Annotated in this window: 29 protein-coding genes and 1 pseudogene; 26 read left to right on the plus strand and 4 right to left on the minus strand. The window is 69.9% G+C overall.

The window, feature by feature from the left end; all coding sequences use genetic code 11:
• The 20 genes and pseudogenes from AOK24_RS00775 to AOK24_RS00870 form a co-directional block, all read left to right on the plus strand.
• A pseudogene (locus AOK24_RS00775) lies at positions 1 to 262 on the plus strand (P22 coat protein - protein 5 domain protein); the annotation flags it as partial.
• Positions 263 to 280: 18 nt separating this feature from the next.
• Positions 281 to 646 (plus strand): hypothetical protein, encoded by a 366-nt coding sequence (locus AOK24_RS00780; RefSeq protein WP_055718072.1) that lies wholly within the window; start codon positions 281 to 283, stop codon positions 644 to 646.
• Complete coding sequence (locus AOK24_RS00785; protein ID WP_055718073.1) at positions 646 to 1,005, plus strand: hypothetical protein; 360 nt, start codon at positions 646 to 648, stop codon at positions 1,003 to 1,005. The genes AOK24_RS00780 and AOK24_RS00785 overlap by 1 nt, the downstream gene beginning before the upstream one ends.
• A gap of 9 nt (positions 1,006 to 1,014) precedes the next feature.
• Complete coding sequence (locus AOK24_RS00790; protein WP_055718074.1) at positions 1,015 to 1,572, plus strand: hypothetical protein; 558 nt, start codon at positions 1,015 to 1,017, stop codon at positions 1,570 to 1,572.
• Positions 1,569 to 1,979: a DUF6093 family protein gene (locus tag AOK24_RS00795; RefSeq protein ID WP_055718075.1), complete on the plus strand. Its 411-nt coding sequence runs from the start codon at positions 1,569 to 1,571 to the stop codon at positions 1,977 to 1,979. The genes AOK24_RS00790 and AOK24_RS00795 overlap by 4 nt, the downstream gene beginning before the upstream one ends.
• Positions 1,979 to 2,380 (plus strand): hypothetical protein, encoded by a 402-nt coding sequence (locus tag AOK24_RS00800; RefSeq protein WP_055718076.1) that lies wholly within the window; start codon positions 1,979 to 1,981, stop codon positions 2,378 to 2,380. The genes AOK24_RS00795 and AOK24_RS00800 overlap by 1 nt, the downstream gene beginning before the upstream one ends.
• 4 nt (positions 2,381 to 2,384) lie before the next feature.
• On the plus strand, positions 2,385 to 2,798 hold the full coding sequence (locus AOK24_RS00805) for a hypothetical protein (protein WP_055718077.1): 414 nt from the start codon (positions 2,385 to 2,387) through the stop codon (positions 2,796 to 2,798).
• A 10-nt stretch (positions 2,799 to 2,808) separates the two neighbouring features.
• Positions 2,809 to 3,138, plus strand: a complete 330-nt coding sequence (locus AOK24_RS00810) for a hypothetical protein (RefSeq protein ID WP_055718078.1) — start codon at positions 2,809 to 2,811, stop codon at positions 3,136 to 3,138.
• Positions 3,139 to 3,205: 67 nt separating this feature from the next.
• Positions 3,206 to 3,685: a phage tail tube protein gene (locus AOK24_RS00815; protein ID WP_055718079.1), complete on the plus strand. Its 480-nt coding sequence runs from the start codon at positions 3,206 to 3,208 to the stop codon at positions 3,683 to 3,685.
• Positions 3,685 to 4,203 (plus strand): hypothetical protein, encoded by a 519-nt coding sequence (locus AOK24_RS00820; RefSeq protein ID WP_055718080.1) that lies wholly within the window; start codon positions 3,685 to 3,687, stop codon positions 4,201 to 4,203. The genes AOK24_RS00815 and AOK24_RS00820 overlap by 1 nt, the downstream gene beginning before the upstream one ends.
• Before the next feature lie 32 nt (positions 4,204 to 4,235).
• A complete protein-coding gene (locus tag AOK24_RS00825; protein ID WP_240553593.1) occupies positions 4,236 to 4,511 on the plus strand; it encodes a hypothetical protein in 276 nt (91 codons plus the stop codon).
• A gap of 18 nt (positions 4,512 to 4,529) precedes the next feature.
• Entirely contained in the window at positions 4,530 to 8,495 is a 3,966-nt protein-coding gene (locus tag AOK24_RS00830; protein WP_055718081.1) for a phage tail tape measure protein, read from the plus strand.
• Between the two features lie 13 nt (positions 8,496 to 8,508).
• On the plus strand, positions 8,509 to 9,369 hold the full coding sequence (locus tag AOK24_RS00835) for a phage distal tail protein (RefSeq protein ID WP_055718082.1): 861 nt from the start codon (positions 8,509 to 8,511) through the stop codon (positions 9,367 to 9,369).
• A 9-nt stretch (positions 9,370 to 9,378) separates the two neighbouring features.
• Positions 9,379 to 10,407 (plus strand): hypothetical protein, encoded by a 1,029-nt coding sequence (locus AOK24_RS00840; RefSeq protein ID WP_055718083.1) that lies wholly within the window; start codon positions 9,379 to 9,381, stop codon positions 10,405 to 10,407.
• The gene (locus tag AOK24_RS00845; protein WP_055718084.1) at positions 10,407 to 11,489 is read left to right on the plus strand and encodes a hypothetical protein; all 1,083 of its coding nucleotides are present in this window, start codon (positions 10,407 to 10,409) and stop codon (positions 11,487 to 11,489) included. The genes AOK24_RS00840 and AOK24_RS00845 overlap by 1 nt, the downstream gene beginning before the upstream one ends.
• Complete coding sequence (locus AOK24_RS00850; RefSeq protein ID WP_055718085.1) at positions 11,490 to 12,353, plus strand: hypothetical protein; 864 nt, start codon at positions 11,490 to 11,492, stop codon at positions 12,351 to 12,353. It begins immediately after the preceding gene.
• 11 nt (positions 12,354 to 12,364) lie between these two features.
• Positions 12,365 to 12,619, plus strand: a complete 255-nt coding sequence (locus AOK24_RS00855) for a hypothetical protein (RefSeq protein ID WP_159051758.1) — start codon at positions 12,365 to 12,367, stop codon at positions 12,617 to 12,619.
• 71 nt (positions 12,620 to 12,690) lie between these two features.
• Positions 12,691 to 13,437, plus strand: a complete 747-nt coding sequence (locus AOK24_RS00860; protein WP_206191122.1) for a peptidoglycan recognition protein family protein — start codon at positions 12,691 to 12,693, stop codon at positions 13,435 to 13,437.
• Between the two features lie 3 nt (positions 13,438 to 13,440).
• Positions 13,441 to 13,665, plus strand: a complete 225-nt coding sequence (locus AOK24_RS00865) for a hypothetical protein (RefSeq protein WP_055718087.1) — start codon at positions 13,441 to 13,443, stop codon at positions 13,663 to 13,665.
• Positions 13,662 to 13,973 carry a hypothetical protein gene (locus AOK24_RS00870; protein ID WP_055718088.1) on the plus strand — a complete coding sequence of 104 codons (312 nt, stop codon included), beginning with the start codon at positions 13,662 to 13,664 and terminating at the stop codon, positions 13,971 to 13,973. The genes AOK24_RS00865 and AOK24_RS00870 overlap by 4 nt, the downstream gene beginning before the upstream one ends.
• Before the next feature lie 42 nt (positions 13,974 to 14,015).
• Here the strand turns inward: AOK24_RS00870 and AOK24_RS00875 are convergent, their stop codons facing one another.
• A complete protein-coding gene (locus tag AOK24_RS00875; protein ID WP_055718089.1) occupies positions 14,016 to 14,561 on the minus strand; it encodes a flavoprotein in 546 nt (181 codons plus the stop codon).
• 119 nt (positions 14,562 to 14,680) lie between these two features.
• Here AOK24_RS00875 and AOK24_RS00880 point away from each other — a divergent pair, with 119 nt between their 5' ends.
• From AOK24_RS00880 to AOK24_RS00890, 4 genes are all read left to right on the plus strand, one after another.
• The gene (locus AOK24_RS00880) at positions 14,681 to 15,865 is read left to right on the plus strand and encodes a helix-turn-helix domain-containing protein (protein WP_055718090.1); all 1,185 of its coding nucleotides are present in this window, start codon (positions 14,681 to 14,683) and stop codon (positions 15,863 to 15,865) included.
• Positions 15,866 to 15,965: 100 nt separating this feature from the next.
• Positions 15,966 to 16,406, plus strand: coding sequence for a DUF6415 family natural product biosynthesis protein (locus AOK24_RS00885; RefSeq protein WP_055718091.1), 441 nt, complete (start codon positions 15,966 to 15,968; stop codon positions 16,404 to 16,406).
• Positions 16,403 to 16,537: a hypothetical protein gene (locus AOK24_RS52180; RefSeq protein ID WP_276206809.1), complete on the plus strand. Its 135-nt coding sequence runs from the start codon at positions 16,403 to 16,405 to the stop codon at positions 16,535 to 16,537. The genes AOK24_RS00885 and AOK24_RS52180 overlap by 4 nt, the downstream gene beginning before the upstream one ends.
• The gene (locus AOK24_RS00890; protein WP_055718092.1) at positions 16,534 to 17,205 is read left to right on the plus strand and encodes a hypothetical protein; all 672 of its coding nucleotides are present in this window, start codon (positions 16,534 to 16,536) and stop codon (positions 17,203 to 17,205) included. Before AOK24_RS52180 ends, AOK24_RS00890 begins: the two co-directional genes overlap by 4 nt.
• 708 nt (positions 17,206 to 17,913) lie before the next feature.
• Here AOK24_RS00890 and AOK24_RS00895 read toward each other — a convergent pair.
• The 3 genes from AOK24_RS00895 to AOK24_RS00905 form a co-directional block, all read right to left on the minus strand.
• Complete coding sequence (locus AOK24_RS00895; protein WP_055718093.1) at positions 17,914 to 19,602, minus strand: tyrosine-type recombinase/integrase; 1,689 nt, start codon at positions 19,600 to 19,602, stop codon at positions 17,914 to 17,916.
• A gap of 94 nt (positions 19,603 to 19,696) precedes the next feature.
• Positions 19,697 to 19,921 (minus strand): hypothetical protein, encoded by a 225-nt coding sequence (locus tag AOK24_RS00900; RefSeq protein ID WP_055718094.1) that lies wholly within the window; start codon positions 19,919 to 19,921, stop codon positions 19,697 to 19,699.
• 159 nt (positions 19,922 to 20,080) lie between these two features.
• A complete protein-coding gene (locus AOK24_RS00905) occupies positions 20,081 to 20,515 on the minus strand; it encodes a hypothetical protein (RefSeq protein ID WP_159051759.1) in 435 nt (144 codons plus the stop codon).
• Positions 20,516 to 20,791: 276 nt separating this feature from the next.
• Between AOK24_RS00905 and AOK24_RS00910 the strand changes: the two genes are divergently transcribed.
• The gene (locus AOK24_RS00910; protein ID WP_055718096.1) at positions 20,792 to 21,076 is read left to right on the plus strand and encodes a helix-turn-helix domain-containing protein; all 285 of its coding nucleotides are present in this window, start codon (positions 20,792 to 20,794) and stop codon (positions 21,074 to 21,076) included.
• Positions 21,073 to 21,384, plus strand: coding sequence for a MerR family transcriptional regulator (locus AOK24_RS00915; RefSeq protein ID WP_055718097.1), 312 nt, complete (start codon positions 21,073 to 21,075; stop codon positions 21,382 to 21,384). Before AOK24_RS00910 ends, AOK24_RS00915 begins: the two co-directional genes overlap by 4 nt.
• Positions 21,385 to 21,393: the final 9 nt, after the last annotated feature.

The raw sequence follows: 21,393 nt of genomic DNA on the forward strand, positions 1-21,393 counted from the left end.
GCAGGCCCTGCGCAACGGCTACGTCGGCCGCGCCGGGACGTTCACCATCTACCGGTCGAACAACTGCCCCAACCCGACCGGCGACGACTACGTGGTCACCGCGGGCAACAGCAGCGCGATCAGCTTCGCCGAGCAGATCAACAAGACCGAGGCGTACCGGCCCGAGTCGTCCTTCTCCGACGCCGTCAAGGGGCTCGCACTGTACGGCGCGAAGGTCATCCGTCCCGAGGCGCTGGCCACAGCCATCGCGTCCAAGACCTGATCAGGAGGGTCAACCCCTATGGCACGCACCGCTGTTCCGTACAGCAACCTCGTTCCCAACGGCAGCCTCGCCGATCCGGCGGGCACAGCGGTCGCCTCCGGAGCGGGCAACGGCGGCCAGGTCGCCGCCTCGTTCCCGGAGCTGACGCTGCTGCGGGTCTCCAACGCCTCCGGCGGTTCCGGAACCGCCACCGTCCTCGCGGGCTCCCTGCCCCTGGCCATCGCCTCCGGACAGGGCGCCCTCGCCGTGACGGTGGCCAGCGGAGCCACCCAGTGGATCGGGCCGGTGGAGTCCGGCCGGTTCCTCCAGAACGACGGCTCTCTGATCGTGGAGACGTCCGTCGCGATGACCATCACCGCTTTCAAGGTCCCGAGGAACACCTGATGGCCGAGACGATCTACGTTCGCGGCGAGGGCGGCGGCATCCACGCGATGGACCTGCCGCTGCCCGAGCCGATCGAGGAGCGCTTGCGCAAGGGCATGCTCCGCCGCGTCAACGAGGACGGCACCCCCTACATCGAGCCTCCGGCCGAACCGGACGAGGACTCCGAGCAGACCACCGGCGCGGGCCAGGTACCGGCCCCGGGGCAGCAGGTCACCGGGCCCCCTCTGACCGAGCCAGGGAAGACCGCCAGCAAGGCGGACTGGGTGGGCTGGGCCGTCGTGAACGGCGCCAACGCTGAGGAGGCCGACGGCATGACCAAGGCCGACCTCATCGACAAGTACGGCACCCCGTCCATCTGAGGAGGCACCGTGCCGCTCCCTCCTCTCGCCACCGGGGCGGACGCCACCACCTACGGCTACAACCTGCCGCCGGCGTCCGCCGACTCGCTGCTCGCCCGCGCGTCGACCCGCATCCGCCGCGCGGCAGGCCAGCCCATCACGGCCAGCGCCGTCACCGTGCAGCTGCCGGTCGAAGACGGCAAGGTCGAACTGCCAGCCCCGCCGGTCCTTGAGGTCCAGGCCGTCTCGTCCGTGGACGAGACAGGCGCCCTCACCGCCCTCACCGGCTGGTGGTGGGACGGCGAGCACCTCCACGTCGGATGCCAGATCCGCGTGCAGGTCACCTACCGGCGAGGCTGGGACACGCTGCCCGACGGCATCGTGGAACTCACCTGCCAGGTCGCCGACCGCCTAGCCAGCACGCCGGCCGGACTGGCGGCGGGCCTCCGCGAGCGCGCCATCGACGACTACCGCGAGGTGTACGCGACCGAAGCCCTCCAGGCCACCGGTGACCTGCTGCCCAGCGAACTCGCCGCGCTCCAGCGGGAGCTGGGAGTGCGCTGCGTCTGGGTGGTGAGCTCATCGTGACCGCCCCCGGCTTCGAGGAGTTCCTCGCCCGAGGCCGGGCAGCGGCTGAGGACCTCCAGCGCGACCGCATCCACCTGTGGATGCCGGGGCCCGACGTCTTCGACCGGGCCACCGGCACCACCACCCCGGGGCCTCCGCTCGTGGACTACTACACAGGCGAGGCGCGGGTGAAGCCCGTTGCCAGCAGCGAGGAAGTCACGGCCGCCGAGCGGGAGATCACCCTGACCGACTTCGAGGTCTCCGTGCCGTGGAGCACCGCAGTTACAGAACGGCCTCTGCCCGGCGCCGTCATCGACGTCCTTGCCGCACCGGATACCCGCATGGTCGGGCTGCGCCTGTGGGTCACCGGCGTCAAATTCAACTCCACTGCCACGGCCTGGCGGATCAGAGCGGAGGTGAGGGCCTGATGAGCGCACGCTTCGACATGGGTGACGTCCGCCGCCTGGAGCGCCACCTCGCGCGCAGCATCCCGCGTATCCGCCGCGACGCGCGCCAGGTCGTCGTCCGGGGCGCGGTGAACGTGAAGAACGACTGGCGCAACAACGCCCGCGCCAGCGGGCGCAAGCACGCGGGCAAGCTCTACCCGCGGACAGTGGGCTTCGACGTCGCCGCGTACGGCCCGGACGTGTGGGCGGCGACGATCGGCCCGGACAAGGCGGGCACCCAGGGGGCTCTGGGCAACCTGCTGGAGTACGGGTCCGTGAAGAACCCGCCGCACCGGGACGGCGGCCGGGCCCTGGACGCCGAACTCCCGGCGTTCGTCGCGCAGATGGAGCTGCTGGCCGCGCGCGGACTGGCGTGGTGGTGAGCCGGTGAGCACTCCTCCCGACGCTCTCCCGCACATGGACGCCGTCCAGGCCGCGTTGGAAGCGATCGGCCTCACCGTGTACGTGGGCGGGGCACCTACCACGGCCGGGTGGTCGCCGCCGGACAAGTTCGCCGTTCTGTACCCGGACCCGGGCAAGGCCGTGAGGGCGTCGCTCGCCGACAACCGCGACGACTTCGACACCGTCATGCAGGTCACCTGCGTCGGAAGCGACGTCGTACGGGCCCTGTGGGTCGCCGCCCGGGTCCGCCGGGCCCTCGCCGCGCCCCTCACGGTAGAGGGCCGTATCTGCTGGCCCGCCGAGGACCTCGGCGGGCCGCCCGTACAGCGGGACGACGACGTCACACCGCCTGTCTTCTACGTGCCGGTCCAATACCGGCTCTGCTCAACTCCCGCCTGATGGAGGACCCATGGCCACCCTGACCACCCAGGTCGTCGCCCTCGCCGGGCTGAACCCGGCTTACGCCTCGGCGGCGGCCGGCGGGGACAAGTGCGCGGTCGGCGACCGGAACTTCCTGCACGTGAAGAACGGTTCGGCGTCGTCGGTGACTGTGACGCTCACCGCGACGGCGTCCGTACGCGGGCAGGCCGTTGCGAACCTGACGGTCGCGGTCCCGGCATCCGGGGAACGGATGATCGGCCCGCTCCAGCCGGACCTTTTCCAGTCCCAGACCGACGGCCTGTGCGCCATCGGCTACAGCGCGAGTGCCTCCGTCACCGTCGCGTCCCTGCGGATCTGATCCGCTCCCCGCCCCTGCCCGCCCCGCGCCGACGGCCGGGGTTTTTTGATGCCCTGGAGGGACTCTCATGGCTGACCTGATCAGCGACGGCAAGACCCGCGTGGCGTGGGCCAGCGCCATCGCGAACATCAACGCCCCTACCGTCGCCGAACTGACGGCGGCGGCCGACTACACCACACGCATCACCCCGGACGGCCTCAAACTCGACCCGTCCACAGCGGACGTCGACACGTCCTCGCTGGCGTCCACCTTCGACACGAAGACGGTCGGCCGGGTGGGCTTCGACACCGAACTGACCTTCAAGCGCGGCGACAACCCGACCGACGACGCCCCGTTCACGACCCTCAAGTACGGGGTCTCCGGCTTCCTCGTCGTCCGCCGGGCAGTCGCCTACGCCACCGCGTGGACGGTTGGCCAGAAGGTGGAGGTCTACCCGATGGCCTGCGGCGAGCCGCAGAACAGCTCTCCGGCCGCGAACGAGGTCGCGAAGTTCGTGTCGCCGATGAAAGTCACGGACGCCCCGGCGACCGCCGCGACGGTGGCCTGATGTCCGACATCGAAGAAATCCTCAAGGCGGCCAAGCCCCGGCAGCGCACTGTGCAGGTGTGCGTCCGGGGCGATCTCGCGGGCGAGGTCGAGCAGCTCGCGGACGAGCTGTCGCGGGTGTCGGAGGACTGGGAACCGTCGAACATCGCCGAGGCCCATCCGGGCCGAGCTATCGCCGCGCGGCTGCGGGAGGCCCGGGAGCTGGCGAAGGCGGCGGAACAGCCGTTCACGCTGCGGTACATCGGCGACCGCGCGTACTCCGACCTGCTGGCCGCCCACCCGTCGGACAACGACAACGAGTTGTTCGACGACCGCACGTTCCCACGCGCGCTGATCGCCGCAGCCTGCATCGACCCGGTGATGAGCGAGAAGCAGGCCGCCGCCCTGTTCGAGGTCATCAGCCAGGGCGAGATCAAGAAGCTGTTCGACGCTGCGTGGGACGTCCACCATGCGGCCGACGTCGCCCCTTTCTCGCTGGCCGCCTCCGCGCTCCTGGCGGGCCTTGGCGGCGGGAAGTAGAAGCGGCGCGCGCCTGGGGTGTGCCGAGATCGGTGTTCCTGGGGCGCGTCGTGCACGACGGCGAGCCGCTGTGGCTGGCGGAGGACCGGGCGTGGGCGCTGGCTCTGCTGGAGGTGGAAGCCGACGCCTGCCCGGAGTGCCGACAGCCCTGGAGTGAAGCCACGGCCGCCGACAACGAGTTCGGCTATACGGCGGAGCTGATCCGCTGTCACGCCTGCACCGCGTCGGCGCGGACGGTGCGGGCCTACCAGGACAAGGGCGGGCAGGCCGAGGGCCTCCACGTTCGGATCGAGCGCACAACGCAATAACGCGACGGGGGGTGAGCCGTGGTCACCCGCACCGTCACTGTCCGCCTGGTCGGGGACGTCAACCGCTACACCAGCAGCATGCGGCAGGCCGCACGCCAGACGTCCCAGCTCGCGGGCGCGGGCGCGGCTGTCGGCACAGCGCTGGTCGCCGGATTCGCGCTGGCCGCCACAGCAGCGGCCAAGTTCGACAAGGAACTCAGCAACGTCCGCGCCGTGACCCAGGCGAACGGCGCGGAGATGAAGAAGCTCCGCGCCGCCGCGCTCGAAGCGGGCAAGACCACGAGCTTCACGGCAACTGAGGCGGCCCGCGCGGAAGCCGAGCTGGCGCGCGCCGGCGTCAGCACGGCCGACATCGTCGGCGGCGCGCTGAAGGGAGCCCTCGCGCTCGCGGCGGCCGGTCAGGTCGACCTCACTGAGGCCGCGGTCGTGAGCGCCCAGGCCATGAACACCTTCGGCCTGAAGGGCAAGGACGTCACCCACGTCGCCGATCTCCTCGCCGCCGGCGCGAACAAGAGCGCGGCCGACGTCCACGGGCTGGCGATGTCTCTGCGGATGGGAGGTCTGCTCGCGCACCAGACCGGCCTGTCCATCGAGGACACCGTCGGCGTCCTCGCGGCGTTCGCCGACCACGCGTTGATCGGCTCCGATGCCGGGACCTCCCTGAAGGTCATGCTTCAGCGCCTCGTGCCTCAGAGCAAAGAGGCGAAGACGATGATGGAGGAGATCGGCTTCTCCGCCTACGACGCGACCGGGAAGTTCGTGGGTTTGGAGGAACTGTCGGCCCGCATGAAGACGTCGTTCTCCAAGCTCACGCCGGAGGCGCGGAACGCCGCGATGGCGACGATCTTCGGCGCGGACGCCGTACGGTCGGCGACGATCCTGTACGAGCTGGGCGCCGACGGCATCACGAAGTACGTCGATGCGGTCGACGACCAGGGCGCGGCTCAGCGGATGGCGGCGACGCAGACCGACAACCTCGTCGGCGACCTGGAGCGGCTGCGCGGGGCGATCGAGGTCGCCCTGATCGAGTCCGGGTCGGCGGCGAACGACTCGCTGCGGGCGATGACCCAGTGGGTCACCCGGCTGGTGAACGCGTACAACGACCTCCCGCCGTCGCTCCAGCACGCGGTCACGCTGTTCAGCGGCATCGGTGGAGCTGCCGCCCTGGCTGCGGCCGGTGTTCTCCTGTTGCTCCCCAGGATCGCCGCGACCCGTACGGCGCTCGCCTCCATGGGGCTGACGGCCGCCCGCACGAGGGCCATTCTCGGAACCCTCGGCAGGGTCGGCATCGTGGTCGCCGGCCTGGAGCTGATCTCGTACGCCTCCGAGCAGGTCCGCAAGGAGTTCCAGGACGCGCCGCCGTCGGTGTCGAAGATGGCGAACAGCCTGGTCGACCTCGCCCGGACGGGGAACGTCGGGGGCGAGGCGCTCAGCAAGCTGGGCAGCGACCTGGACGGGTTCGGCGAGGCCGTACAGCGTGTGGCGCACCCGGACTGGAAGGCCCGTACGACCGACGTCGTCAACTCGCTGACCTTCGGGATCACCGAGGGGCTGGCGGAGACGCAGATCCCCCTTCAAGAGGCCCGCGACAAGATCAAGGCGGTCGACGAGGCGTTGGCACAGCTCGCGCAGTCGGGCAATGCCCAGCTCGCGAGCGACGCCTTCACCCGGCTCGCGGGTGCTGCGGCGGCGGACGGCACCAGCAAGGAGAAGCTCCTGACGCTGATGCCGCAGTACACCGACGCGCTCGCCAACGTGGACACGCAGTCCAAGACCAACGCGACCTCGCAGGCGGAACTCGCCAAGCAACTCGGCCTGACGGCCGACGAGCTTCAGGATCAGCGGACCGAGGCGGAGAAGCTCGCGGACTCCCTCAACGCGCTCAACGGCGTCAACATCGGCGCTGCCCAGCGTGAGATCTCCTTCAGGCAGTCCCTCGCCGACCTCACGGAGGCGGTGAAGGACAACGGCAGGTCGCTCGACGTCACCAGCGCGAAGGGGCGGCAAGTCAAGTCGGCGTTCCTGGACGCCGCTTCAGCCGCGATGGAGCACGCGCAGGCGATCAGCGAGCAGAAGGGGTCCCAGGAGGCCGGGCAGAAGGTCTTGGAGAAGGACATCTCGCTGCTGCGGCAGCAGATGCTCACGGCCGGGTTCGCCAAGGACGTTGTCGACGACCTGCTCTCCTCCTACCTCCAGATGCCGGTGTCGACGACGACGACCGTGAAGGCCGACACGAAGGCGGCTGTCGCCGACCTCGAAGGAGTACAGCAGCGGCTCCGGGAGACCAAGGGCAAGTCGGTGACCGTCAACGCGCTCACCGGACAGGCCGAGAAAGCGCTGACGGACGTCGGCTTCAAGGTCACCCATATGAAGGACGGGCGGGTGAGCATCACCATCCCGACGGGGCCGCCCACAGCCGCCATCTCGGCGATCCAGGGCGCGATCAACAGCGTCACGGGCAGGACCATCGGGATCGGTGTCTACCGCACGGAGTACCTCACCACGGTCCGCAAGTCCATTCCGGGGGTCACTCCGAACGCTCAGGGTGGCCTGATCCGCCGAGCCGACGGGGGGCCCGTCCAGTTCATCCCGGACGGCGGCCCCATCGTCGGGCCCGGGACGGGAACGTCGGACAGCATCCCGGCCCTGATCAGCAACGGCGAGTACGTCATCAAGGCGTCGTCGGTCCGCAAGTACGGCGTGGCGATGTTCGACCGGCTCAACGCGGGCCATTTCGCGTCCGGCGGCCTGCTGGGCGGCTTCACCTACGAGCCGTCCGGGCAGCCGGTGCTGGGCGGTCCGTCGGACGCCAAGCAGCGGTACGACGACCTGGTCAACAAGCTCCGGGACGCCTGGAAGGAGTACCAGGACGCGCTCAAGGAGCGCGACAAGGTCCTGCGCGACAAGAAGTCGACGAAGAAGGACCGCGACGCCGCCCGCAAGGAGGCCGCGACCGCGTACGCGGCGGTGAAGTCCCTCGACGCCCAGCTCGGGCTGAGGGCCGGGGCTCCCGCGCCGGGCGCGTTCAACCTGGCCGCCTACCAGAAGCAGTTGGGTATCTCGCTTAAGGCGACCGAGGCGTGGCGGTCCCAGCTGGCGAAGATCGGCAAGCGGGGCGGGGAGGAGATCCGGTCCCTCCTGGAGGGGATGGGCGAGGACGGTGCCGCGCTCGTCGCGGCCCTGGCCGGCGCCTCGGACAAGCAGTTCAAGGACATCACCGCGAAGCTGCTGAAGACCGGGGAGTTCGCGAAGACGACGCTGGCGGACTTCACCCGGCAGCTCGGCGCAAGCACCGCGCAGTCGAAGCAGTTCGCGGCCGATCTCCAGACCCTGGCCGCTCGCGGGTTCGGCAGTCTGGCGCAGGCCCTGGCCGCCCAGGGCGACACGTCGGCGCAGGCGCTCGCCCGACAGGCGGTCACCGGCTCGCCGAAGGACGTCGCGGCGGCGAACAAGACGGTCGAAGGGGCGCAGGGGACGCTGAGCGGGGACGACCTGGCGGACGCGCTGACCTTGCTGTCGACACTGCGCGGGGCTCCCGGGCGCGGCTATGCCGACCTGATCGCCGCCGGGCTGGACGTCGCCGCGATCCGCGCCCTGGTCCCGAAGATGACCGGTCAGATCAAGGCCCTGCCCGCCGCCTACAAGGACACCTTCGTACGGCAGTGGGTGCAGCAGGGCGGCAAGGCGATGGCGCGCGGCGGCATTCTGACCGGCCCGCAGATGGTGCTCGGCGGTGAGGCGGGGGTGCCGGAGTCGTGGATTCCGTGGACGCCGTCCGCGCGCTCGCGGGGTCTGCTCGCCGCGACGGCCTCGGCTCTCGGCTACCAGCTGGTGCCTGCGGCCCGGTACGGCTCCGGCCGTACGGGCAGCACGGCGCCGGCGCAGGAGGTGACCCGAACGGTCAACGTGACGCTGAACGGCGCGCGGCAGTCAACCGCCGAGCAGGCCGCAGACATCGCCCGCCACATGGCTTGGGTCGGCTGAGAGGAGGGCGATCATGCCGTACACGCCAGGGGCCGCCCTGTCGGGGCTCGGGGCGACGCTGGGCAGCGTCGCCCTGGGCGCGGTCGACGACGCGGGGACCGCGTGGTACCTCCAGACCTTGGAGGGCTGGGACAGCCCGGAGATCCGCGCGGAGTACAGCGACCGCGAGGGCGACCACGGGGCATGGCCGTCCCCCGTCTACCTCGGGGCGCGACCTGTCACCCTCGGCGGCACGATCGTCGCCCCCTCCAGAGCCCAGCTGGAGCAGGCGATGGAGCGGCTGCGTGCGGCGGCCGGTCTGACCGACACCGTGCTCACCGTCGGCGAGGAAGACCCAAAACGGACCGTCGTCCGACGGTCGGGCAAACTGCTGCTCCAGTACCTGACCGACACCACCGCGCAGTACAGCGTGCTGGTGACGGCGGCCGACCCGCGCCGCTACGAGGCCGTCGAGCAGATCGGGCAGACGGCTCTGCCCTCCACCACCGGCGGCCTCGTTCTGCCGGCGGCGCCGCCGTGGACGATCAGCGCGACCACGGTGTCCGGGCAGTTCGACGCCGCCAACCGAGGCTCCGTCGCCACCCGGCCCATGTTCACCGTCGCCGGGCCGGTGCAGCAGCCGACCGTCGCGGTGCTGTACGAGGACGGCGCGGTCCGCTCCCTCGCCTACGCCGACACCCTCGGGGCCGGAGACGTCCTGACCATCGACACGGACGCGCACACGGTGATGCTCGGGTCCGCGTCTCGGCGCCGCTACCTGTCCGGCCAGTGGCCGGAGATCCCGCCCGGCGAGTCGGTGACCATCACGTTCACCGCCGCCGCCTACAACCCGTCCGCGCTCCTGACCGCCCGGTGGCGGTCGGCCTGGCTGTGAGGAGACCCCGTGCCGACCAACCCCACCTGGCAGAACACGGTCACCTACGCGGGCTCGGACCTGCGCCGCGCGTCCATGACCGCCGTCATGGGCGACGGCACCGCGCTCGGGGGACGCTCCGGCGTCCGTCCCGGTGACCCCGGCCTCGCGGTCACTCTCACCGGCGGGACGACCATCAACGTCGCCGCTGGCGTCGCCTCCCTCTACCGCTCGGGCCAGGGCCTGTACCGGGCGTTCCTCGCCTCCGCGACGGTGGTCGGCACGCTGAACGCCGCGCACGCCTCTTTCACCCGCATCGACCTCGTCTATCTGCGGGTGTGGGACACGGACGTCGACTCCACCGGCCTGCGCAAGGCCGACGCCGTATACCTGGCCGGGACCGCCTCGGCGTCGCCGGCGGCCCCCACCCCGGGAGCGTCGGAGATCTACATCCCGCTCGCCACGATCACCGTCCCGCCCTCCGGCGGCGGCGCTGCCTCCGTCCAGGACGGCCGCCCCGTCACCACCGCACCCGGCGGCATCCTCCCCGCCACCACCGCGCCCGGCAGCCCGTACACCGGGCAGTACTGGGACGACGGCACCCAACTGCGTCGCTGGAACGGCACCGCGTGGGAGACGTACGGGCCGGTCACCGCGTGGACCGCGTACACGCCCGTCTGGGCCGGGCTGTCCGCCCTCGGCGCCTCGACCGTCCGGGGCCGCTACTGGAAGACGGGCACGCGCTGCGAGGTCGTCGCGATGCTCGCCTGGGGGACGGGCAGCAGTCTCGGCAGCGGCTCGATCACCGTCAGCCTCCCGTTCACCGCGGCGACGTTCGGCAGCGATCCGTTCGGCTGGCAAGGCGAAGGAAAGTACCGGGAGAGCGGCACCGGTCTGTGGCATCCCCTGCACATCGCGGTCGAGGCCGGCGGCAACACCGCGGTCGTCCAGGCCCACCGGGCGGGCGACATCGGCCTCGTCTCCCCCGGCGCCCTCGGCTACACCTGGGGCGGCGTCACCGCCCACATGCGGGCCCACATCGTCTACGAGACCGTCTGATGCCGGCCGTCGAACTCACCTGGCTCGCCTGCGACCTGAAGTCCGGCCGCATCGCCGAGGAACTGCGCTCGCTCACGCCGTCCGGACCACTCGAACGTCGCCTGAGCCTGTCGAGCAGCGGCCAACTCGATCTCGACCTCGCTGGGGCGCCGGCACAGTGGGAATCGGCGACGGACCCGGGCCGCACTCTCCTGGTCGCCGTCGACACCTACACCAGCCGCCCGGTCTGGTCCGGGATCGTCCTCACCCGTGCGGGAGGCTCCGACACCGTCGTGCAGCTCGGCGCGGCCACCCCCGAGGCGTACCTCGACCGCCGATACACCGGCGCCTACACCGGGATCGCCCGCGACCAGGCCCTCATCATGAGCGACCTCGCAACCGCAGTCCTGACCGACGCCCCGCCGATCGTCATCGACGCCGTCGCGGGCAGTGCACCGATCACCTACCTCCTCCAGGACGGCGACGACCGCACTGCCCTGAGCGCCTTGCAGGAACTCGCGGGGATGGAGGGGGCCCCGGAGTGGACCATCGACACTGTGTGGGCGGACTCGGCGCAGTCGGCCGTCCAACTGGTCGTCCGGGTCCGGCCGACGATCGGCGTGCAGTCGACAACGCCAGAGGCCGTGTTCGACCTGCCCGGCTGCATTGCCTCCTACAGCCTCAGCGAGTCGTACGAGAGCGGCCGGGGCGCCACCGTCGTACGGGCCTGGGGCGATGGAGAAGGCGCGGCGCGACTGCGAGGTGTTGATCAGAGCGCCGCCGACCTCATCGCGGCCGGCTGGTGCCGGTGGGAGAACCGATTCACCCCCAGCTCCGGCCTGACCGACCCCGACCAGCTCACCGCGCATGCCGTCCAGGCCCTCGCCCAGCAGCGCACCGGCACCCGGACGTGGACGGTCGACGCGGTCGCCTCCCGCGCCCCCCGCCTCGGCCTGGACTGGGCGCTCGGCGACAGCGTCCACGTCCAGATCAGTTCCTCGCCCCGCCACCCACTCGGCGCCGAAACCGTGTCACGCGCCTATGCCTGGCGTCTGGACCCCGGCGCCGACCGAGTCACCCCCGTACTCGTGGAGGAGGACTAGATGCCGCTGCGCGCAGAGTCCCTTCCCGGCAACCCCCGAGCCCTGTGGGAGGCTGTCCGCCAGCTCCAGCGCGCTGTCCGCGAGCTGCGTGCGTCCCGGAGCCTGGAGCACGCCTCGCTCTCCTCCGGTTCGCTCTCCGTCCTCGGCTCGGCGGAGCAGAGTCTGCGTCTGGTCCCGGTCAGCCCCACCGGCGTCACCCTGCCGGACGGCAGCGTCGTCTACCCGCCCGCCGTCGCCTTCCTCTCCGGCTCCGGCGACATCGCGGCCGGCGCCCTCACCGCCTACCGCAAACCCACCGCAGCCGGGAGCGTCCCCGTCGTCCTGCTGCTCTCCCCGCAGGCCGGAACGGCGACGGCGGGTCTGACGCTTCAGGGCGGAGAGACCGGAGGCGAGGCAGCTCTCGCAACGCTCGCCGCCGGCGGAGCCGCCCTCACCCTCAGCACCGCCGGAATCGCGGTCAGCGGAGTTCCCGGGAACGGCTGGGCCGAGGACGCCGTCACCACCACCAACACCAGCACTACCTACGCCGACGCGTTGAGCGGCGTTTTCTCCGCCACCTGCACCGTGCCCCCGACCGGCCGCGTGACGGTCACGATCCGCTGTACGCAGCGCGCGACCGGCACCCTCAACGCCCTCACGTCGTGGCGAGCCACCGGTACGGCGTCCGGCATCCGGTACGCCGAGAACGACGACGCCGCGCTCGTCGTCCCTGGCGCCAACAACCTCAGCTTGAGCCTGCGCCACCCACTTACCGGGCTCGCCCCGGGCGAGACCCTCACCGTCAAGACCCTGCACCGGCTCAACTCCGCGACCACGCAGACGATCGCCTACCGCTCGATCCTCCTCGAACCCAACCTCACCTGATGGAGCCCACCGTGCCCGTCGTTATACCGCGCTTCGAGTCCCGCCGCTACGACGGCACCAACGGTGACGCCCTCGTCGACTGGCTCTCCGGCACCGTCGACCTGGTAAGCGACGACGGACAGGAACTCGTAGTCCGATTCAACGGCGAGCGCCGCCGAGTCCCCGTCGGCTGGTGGATCATCGCGGGCGGCGGCGGCAAAGCCGCCTTCTACACCGAGCAGACGCCCGACGACTACCTCAACTACTGGCTGGAACTCCCGGCCTGACTTACCCCCACGCCTGCCCCATCCGCCCCGCGCCACTCGGCTGCGGGGCTTTCGCACGCAAGGAGCCCCCGATGAAGCTCGTCACCCGCGCCCAGCTCGGTTGGCCCACCTCGGCCGCGCCCATCCAGACGTCCACCCGAGGCGTGAAGATCCACTACGAAGGGACGTCCGTCAGCACGCGCCTCCTCACCGACCACTCCGCATGCCTCGCGGAGTGGAAAGACATACGCGCCTCCCACCTCGCGAACAAGAGGGAGAACTACAGCGACGTCGCGTACAACTACGCGGCCTGCCCCCACGGCTACCTGCTGGAGGGGCGCGGCATCGGCCGACGTACGGGGGCCAATGGGAACCAGGAGCTGAACAGGAACCACTACGCGATCGTCGGCCTCCTCGGCTCCTCCGGGCTGACCAAGCCGACGGACGCGATGCTCGGCGCGATCCGCGACGGGATCGAGCTGCTCCGCAAGAACGGCGCGGGAACCGAGATCAAGGGGCACCGGGACGGCTACGCCACCGACTGCCCCGGCGGACCCCTCTACGCGTGGGTGCAGAAGGGCGCCCCGCGACCGGCCACCACCTCTACGTCCAAGGAGGACACCGACATGCCCACTGCCAAGGAGATCGCCACCGCCGTCTGGGCGCAGCCGATTCCGAACCGCTTCCGCAAGGACGCCGCGGGCAAGCCCGTGCCGACCCCCGCCGGGACGTTCCTGGAGTACGGCGACGCGCACTACGACGTCCTCGCCGCCAAGCTCGACAGCCTCACCACGGCCGTCGAGAAGCTGACCGCAGCCCTCGCCGCGAAGGGAGCCTGACTCATGTCCAACGCAGCGAAGCGCACCGCGCGCACGATCATCCAGACCGCGCTCGGTATCGCGGCCGTCCTCCCCGCCGTCGTCAGCGCCTCCGGAATCCCCGCCGCGCTGCCGTGGGTGGCCGGTGCGCTCGCCGTCTCGGCCGGCGCGACCCGGGTCATGGCGCTGCCCGGCGTCCAGGCGCTCCTTCCGAACTGGCTGCGTACCGACGACGGAGAAACCAGATGACGGAAGCCGCGACCGGCGTGCCGACCGTGGACACTGCGGTCGCCTGGTCCGTGGCCATCAGCGCCATCGCCGGACTTACGACCCTGGTGTGGCAGTTGCTCCGAGCCGTACGCCGGATCGCGGGTTGGGCGGAAGAGATCCGGGACGACTGGGTCGGCACACCGGGCCGCCCTGGAGTTCCGGCTCGGCCCGGGGTAATGCCCCGGCTCGGCGCTCACGACGACCAACTCGACGAGCACGGCCAGCGTCTCGACGACCATGAGCGGAGAATCACGCGGGTCGAGACCCGCATACCCGACGGCACATGACCGCGGCCCTCACCCTCCTCCGGGAGGGTGAGGGCCGCTTCGTCATGCCCGGGGCGCGAGGCGCTCCGCCGCATCGAGCAGCAGGCCCCACGGATACTCGCCCGGCTGCCCTCGGCCCGGCTGGTTCGGGATGAACCCGCCCTCGCCATACAGCACGGTGACCCCCATCTCTCGCAGTTCGGCGACGCTCCGCTCGAACTGCCGGTGCTGCACATACGCAGCGTTCACACATGGCATGGCTACGATCGGGATCCCTTTCCCGATGCCCTCCGCGACGACCCCGACCACGAACTCGTGGGTGAGGCCGAGCGCCCACGCGTTCACCGTGTTGAAGGTGGCCGGCGCGAAGGCGATCACGTCAGCCGTCGGCCACGCATCCGGCTCCCCCGGCCGCTTGTACTCGCTCCGTACAGGATGCCCAGTGAGCCTCTCCAGTTCCGGTAGCTGAGGCTCCAGCCAGCGAGCGGCCGTCGGGGTCAAGCCGAGGCACACGTCGAAGCCGCGTTCCTGCGCGTCCGCGATGACGGCGGCGACGTTGAGGACGGGTGGGGCTGCGGAGCCGAACAGGTACAGCACACGAGAGGTCATGGCGCCTATCGGACCACATGCAACCGCCCCCGATCCGAGTGGAGTCGAGGGCGGACGCCTGCACTCGCAGCTGGGCGCGAGTACCGTTCCAAGTGGCTGCAAGGAACGAGGAGACCAGTATGCCCTCATTCGACGACGACCACATCGGTACCCGTATCCGCGAGCAACGGAGACTGGCCAGGCTTACCCAACGGGAACTGGCCGCCCGGACACCGTTCTCGTACAGCCTGCTCAACCAGGTCGAATGCGGCGCCCGACCAGCCACTCAGAACTTCGTCGCGGCAATCGCAAAGGCGCTCAAGGTCGACGTCACCACCCTTACAGGACAGCCCTACGTGACTGAACTCCAGCGTGACCGGCTCGCCGAACTGGTGCGGCCGATCCGTGAAGCCCTCGACCTCTACGACCTCGGTATCAACACCGATCTGGTCGTGCGACCGACTGCCGCACTGATCACGGAGTCAGACCGGCTGTGCGCCGAGGTGCGCGCCACTCACCTGCGGAACGCGGCCCGCGCCCTGCCCGGCGTGATCGCCGAGCTCACCCATACCGCATGGGCCACCCCGTCGACCGAGGCGTGGAGGGCACTCGCTTCCACTTACCGGACGGCGCACGACATCGCGGTGAAGCTCGGCTACTACGACCTGTCGACGGTCGCTCTGGACCGGATGGCGTGGGCCGCCGAACGTGCCTCCGATCCGTGCCTGGGCGCCGTCCGCCAGTACATGCGGGCCCTGGTCTACTTCAGGGAGGGTGAGTACACAATCGGACAGCGGCTGATCGCCGCCGGGCACAGCATCGTCGGCCAGGCGGAGGACGGCAGGGAAGGGCACGCCGTAGCTGGTCAGTTGCATCTCGGCGCGTCCGTGATCGCGGCGCGCGCCAACGACGTGACCGGGGTGGTAGAGCACATCAGCGAAGCGCGGAAGATTGCGAAGCGGATCGGAGACGCCTCCGACGTGCACTGGCTGTCCTTCGGGCCCGTCAACGTGGCCCTGCACCGCATGTCCGCCGCCGTCGAGATGGGCCAGTACGACAACGCCCTGACGCAGGCCCGCCGCGTACGGATCCCGGCGGCCCTGGCGACGTCTCGTCGCGCGCACTTCTTGATCGACCGAGCGCGTACCGAGATGGAGACTGGGCACACCGAAGCCGCCCTCGATCACCTCGTGCAGGCGCGGAAAGCGGCGCCGGAGCAGACCCGCTACCACCCAGGCGCGCGGGAGACGATCCGGGGACTCGTACACGCTGCCCGGCGGACGCCGGACACGCTGAACTACATGGCTGCTTGGGTCGGCATGTAGGCATGCTCACAGCGCTCACAAAACTGTGAGCGTTGTGCCCCTTCCAAGCCTCTACGGTCGCAGTGTGAGACGGATCACCGTGACCGTGGAGGCGTGAGTGATGACCCAGGTCCGTGGAACAACCGCGCAGGTCTACGAGGTGGACCCGTACGGCACGGTCACCAAGGCACAGATTGTGCCGAGCACCGAACTGCCGTCGCTCGGCACAATCTGTGCGGCTGCCACGTGGTACCGCTCGCAGGAGACGTTGCTCCGGCACGGCGAAGTGGCGGAGTTCGGCCGCGAGTTCACCGCCTGCCTCGACCGCCTGGTGCCGGAGATCGAGAGGATGGCGAAGGACCGGGACCCGGGCGACACCGAGGCGACGATGGCTCTTGCCGCCGTCGTGGAGGCCCGCAAGCGCAGGGCACGCCGCGAGGCTGACGGCCTGAAGGGAGAGACGGCGCGGGTCGATGACCTCGCACTCTCGATCACCTCCCTCGCCTACCACCACGAGAAACTCTCCGGCAGTGCTCCCTCCGATGGGTCGCGTGCGCGATGACCCCGACTCACGCCCGCCGAGGCGAGCCCCGACGCCGACGCGCGGTCCTCACCGCCGCCTACCTGACCGTCCTGCTCGCCACGATCGTCGCCCTGGTCTGGGGCATCGCCGCCTCCGGGAGTCCCTCGTGACGCCCACCCGGCTGAACTGGCACGGCACGCCGGTGCCCTGGGTGACCACCTGGAGCCGCGAGCAGTCGCTGCCCAGCCGGTTCGTCCGGCACGTCAACCGGGATGCCGAGGAGCGGCTCGGCTACGCGGACGAACACCCCTCGGACCGGCGCCACGGCGTCCTGTGGGTCCGGATGTCGGTGCTGCGGGGGCGTGGGAAGCCGGACTTCGCGGGCCTGCACCCGCTGCGCCAGCGGCAGGCGATGGCGCACCTGCTGTGCCAGGTGTGCGGGACCACGACCATCGGCACCCGCGCGGACGAGCGACACCTGTTCGTCTTCGTCGCCCGCGACGGCCGCTCCCCGGTGCGGGAGGGCGAGACGGTCACTGTCCCGCCCGTGCACGAGACCTGCGCCCTCCAGGCCGTCGAGCAGTGCCCCCACCTGCGCCGGGGCTGGACCGCAGCCCTCGTCGGCTGGGCCCCGCTCTGGGGCGTCGCCGGAGCCCTCATCCACCCGGACACCCTCGACCTGATCAGCGATCCGGCCGACCTCGTCGAGGTGCCGTACGAGGACGAGCAGCGCCTGCGCTGGATCTACGCCTCCCGCGAGGTCGTCTCCCTCCACGAGGTCGAGCCGATCACCCTCGACCGCCTGGAGACCGAAGCCCAAGCCGTGTCCCCGCCCTGAGCCCCCCGCTCCCGGCCTGACACCGGCGGCCGGGAGCGGGACCGACGGCCGCCCGCACGTCCCCCACGGAGAGGCGGCCAGGCCCGCCGCCGCGCGCACCCCTGTACGCCGGCGGCGGGTCACTCCGGCTCGGCAACCAGCTTCCCGCCAGCCTTACCTGCTCGCGGGATGAGCCCGCCGATGGCGTTGCGGCCTCACGGCCCAGGACAGGACGCCAGAGGCGGGGCAGGGCGGCCGTCCGCATGGACGGCCGCCCGCTCCTCGCTTACGCCTCAGGGGGCCTCACCGGGGACTCCGGGAATCGACTGGCCCGAGAAGGTGTCCGCCGGGCACCCAACCTCATGATCACCTGCACTTCGGTTGAGCTTCGGCTGAGCTAATGATCTTCAGCACCCAAAAAGCACCACGCCCCCAGCTCGCTGACGCGCTGAGCTGGGGGCGAAACCGTAGGCCCTGTCGGACTCGAACCGACAACCAATGGATTAAAAGTCTGCGACCTCCCCCGAAGCTCCCGTATCGGCTCGTATCGCGTCGCGCCTCCCTGCGTCATATGGTCCAGGTCAGCGGCCTGGCGGTCGTCTACAGTTCGCACGTTCGTAGTGTCTCGTACCGCCCCGTATCGCGCTCTTACGCAACTCCCGGTTGAGCACCGGTTGAGCAGAAGGGCCCCGCCACCTGCGGTGACGGGGCCCTTCATGTTTCTCAACTCTACTCGGGCGGGATGCCATTGTCAGTGACGTCGCCTACCGTGGGCGGTTCATCACCCACATCTGTTGGCTGCGACGTGTCGGGCCCCACTCCCGGGACAGCGACCGCGGGCGGGGCTTCGTTGTGCGGTCGGCGCGCTCGCGGCACTGCCGCCGCCGCGCGCTCTGTCACCTCGTCCTCGTACTCCTCGAACAGTTCCATGTACGTGTCCGACGTCAGCGTGATCGTCGAGTGGCGCAGCTTGACCTTGGCGTCGTGCAGATCACCCCCGCCCGCCTTCACGAGCGCCGCCGCGCCGTGGCGCAGGTCCCTGAGGTTGATCGGCGGCAAGCCTGCCTGAGTGGCGATGCGCCGGAAGCTCTTGCTGACGGTGTCTGGGTGGAGCCATGCCCCATCCGGCTGCACGAACATCTTGCCGGTGTCGAGCCAGTCGTACGCCTTCTCGCCTCGCTCCCGCTTCTCCGCAGCCGCAGCGTTCCAGACGTCCCGCTCGGCGGCCTGGCGCTCGCGGTGCTCCAGCAACACCCGTACGGTGTTGCGGTCCACCTTGACCACGCCAGCGCTGCCCTCTGTCTTGGGGGCCGTCTCCATCGGCGTCCACCCGTCCGCCCCGACGACGATCTCCTTCGCCACCAGGATCTGCTTGCGCTCCGGGGAAAAGTCCGTCCACTCCTGGCCCACCCCTTCGCCGCGGCGAAGGCCGTGATGGGCGATCAGGTGGAAGAAGGCGTACAGCCTGTTCTCTTCCGCAGCATCAAGGAACGCACCCAGTTGCTCCGGAGTCCAGACCATGACGGGGCCAGGAACTTCACCGGTCTCCCGCCACCGCTCGACGCGTTCTGCCGTCCACAGCAGACCCTTCGGCCGGGGAGCCGCGTCGAGTTCGACGTGCGAGGCCGCGTTGAAGGTGATGAGCTGCTTTGCGATGGCCTTATTGAGGGCCATGCGGAGGGTGCGCCTGATCGCCTGCTTCGTGGCAGGGCCGGTGATCCGCCGGAAGGGCGGCATGGCGGCGAGGATCTCCCGCTCCCGCTCCAGCCGCTCCCGCTCGCGGGCCGGTGGGCGGCCGGGTTTCTTCCACCGGCAGCGCTGTACCTGCTCGCGGCGGGCGGCGTTCTCTGCGGCGATCACCTCGTTGCGGTCGTCGATCGCATTGAACATGTCCTCGACATGGCCGACCGTGAGCCGGTCGAGGCGCAGGTGCTCAAGCGCCGGCTTGAGGTGGACGCGAATGTGCGAGGCGTAGCCGCTGTTCGTGGTGGCCCGGGTCTTCTTGGACTCCATGACTCGGTCGAGCCAGTCACCCACGAGGGTCTTGCCGTCGAGCGGTACGCCGACCCCGAGCTTGCGAGAGACCTCGGTCGGGTCGGGAATCGGACTGCGGCTCGCGCTCAGCTCGTCGAGCAAGTCACCGACGCGGCGCAGGCCGTCTTCGTCATCGTCATCGGGCAGGTCGAGGATCGCGCGGATGCGGTCGAGGTCCTTTTGCGCGTCCTTCAGTTCCACGTAGCCGGTGCGCTGGAAGCGCCGGCGCTTCCCCTCGGCGTCCACGGGGAGTTCTTGGCTGACGCGGTGCTTTCCGTGTGAACGCTTAGACAACCGCGGGCACTTCTGCCCCAGTCGCTTCCCATCCGGTCCACGGCACTCACACCGCTTCGAGATGCCGCCAGCGCGGCGCGTCGCGGGCATTCTTCTCCTTGCTCCATAGCCATCGGGCTACGGAGCAGAGGATGTGTGAGGCCGAGGCGGGACAGGTCGCCGTAGCCTCCAGTGTCCTCTGCTCCTACTTCTCCGGGTCGGGCGGCTTCGGCGAGGGATTGATCTGGGCCAATCCGACCCCCAAAACAAACTGTGCGGTCCGATTCAGCTCATCGAGTGTGTCCTGAGGCATCGCCCCCCTGCGGATCGCGATGCCCAAGCCATGCTCGGTCATGACCGGAACTACCACCTCCCCTGCTGGCAGGTTGTCACTGAAGGCGAACCAGGCCGTCAACGTTGGTGACTCCATGCAGCCTCCCCCTCATCTCCCGCAAACGCGTTCGATTCTCGGCGTAGACCAGCACCCTTTCGGTCGCTGGGTGTCCGCACATGATCGCACCATGGACACCAAATCTCTACAGGCTGCTCAGAAGCGTCACTCAAAGTGATCTCAAGGGGAACGCTTGACTCAGCCAGCGTCACCCGACTGCGGCGGAACCATGGAATCGATCAGGCGAAAGAGGTTCTCGCGCTGCTCGTCCGTGAGGAGGTCGAGCTTGCGCACATAAGCGACCGCTTCGCCGGTTCCGGTCCGCAGGGGATCCCGCCCGTGGAACTGGCTACCCGCAGCGTCCTGGAGGCGTTCGAGAGGTAGTTGGTATCCCGCGGCGATCGCCCTCAGTTCCGCCGCGTTCGGGGGCGTGATTCCGCCATCCTCACGGCCCTCTAGGCGCCAGAGCCGCCCCTTCTTCATCCCGTCCCCGGTGACCGGATCTACGGCATGCCGGGTCACCCAGTCGATGCCCTTCCCCAGTTCCTCCCGGCGCCCCCTGAGGAGGCTCGTGAGTGCTCCGCGAGGTTCATCGTGTTCATGGGTCACGGGCGGGGTTTCGGTGGGCGCCATGGGGCTCATCCTGCCATTCCTCCTGGCTACGTAGTCGTGCGCACGTTCAGGACCTAGTCGAATCTGTGAGACGTACGGGCAGGTCACGCATGCCGTTCATTCATCCTGCTGACCAGATTGTTCAGCACATCGGACGCTACCGCCAGGTAGTGCGGGGGCATTGACCAAATACATACACGCGCCCCCACCTTCCATCTTGCTGGACAGAGTGTTCAGTTCATGGGATGCTCGCAGCGACCATCCATCTAGATGGATAGAACTTCCATTGGGGAGAATGTGAGCGACCAGAACACCCCTCCCGCCCGATACGCCATCGACAGCCCCGACCGGCTCAAGACGCTGATGGAGCGCACCCGAACCGGCCAGCCGATCACAAGCCGCAGACTCGCTGCCGCCGCCGGGATCGCACACGGAACCGTCGGAGCCCTGATGGCCGGCACGCAGCGCACCGTCCCCACGACCAAGGCGCAGGCGATCGCCGACGTCCTCGGCGTCGAGATCCTCGTCCTCTGGGTGCCGGTGACCGGTGAGCCGTTCATCCCGGCGCAGGCCGCCGTATGACCGCCCTCACCCCCGAGCAGGTTCTCAACCTGCCCGCGATGCCGAAGGCCCAGGACGCATTCCGCGCCATGAACATCGGCCCGACCAACGGCTACACCCTGATCAACCAGGGTGAATTCCCGATCGAGGTCATCAAGTTCGGGCGCGTGTACCGCGTCCGCAAGACCGAGCTGCTCGCCTTCCTCGGGCTCTCCGAGCCTGCCGCTGCCGAGGTCCAGTCGGCACCGGCCCCGCACAACGACGGCGCCCCCGGGGTCCAGCCGGAGACGCCGTCCGAGCAGTCCGCACCCACTTACGCCAGCAAGTAGAACGAGGCC

Source organism: Streptomyces niveiscabiei (assembly GCF_001419795.1).
Classification (GTDB): Bacteria; Actinomycetota; Actinomycetes; order Streptomycetales; family Streptomycetaceae; genus Streptomyces; species Streptomyces niveiscabiei.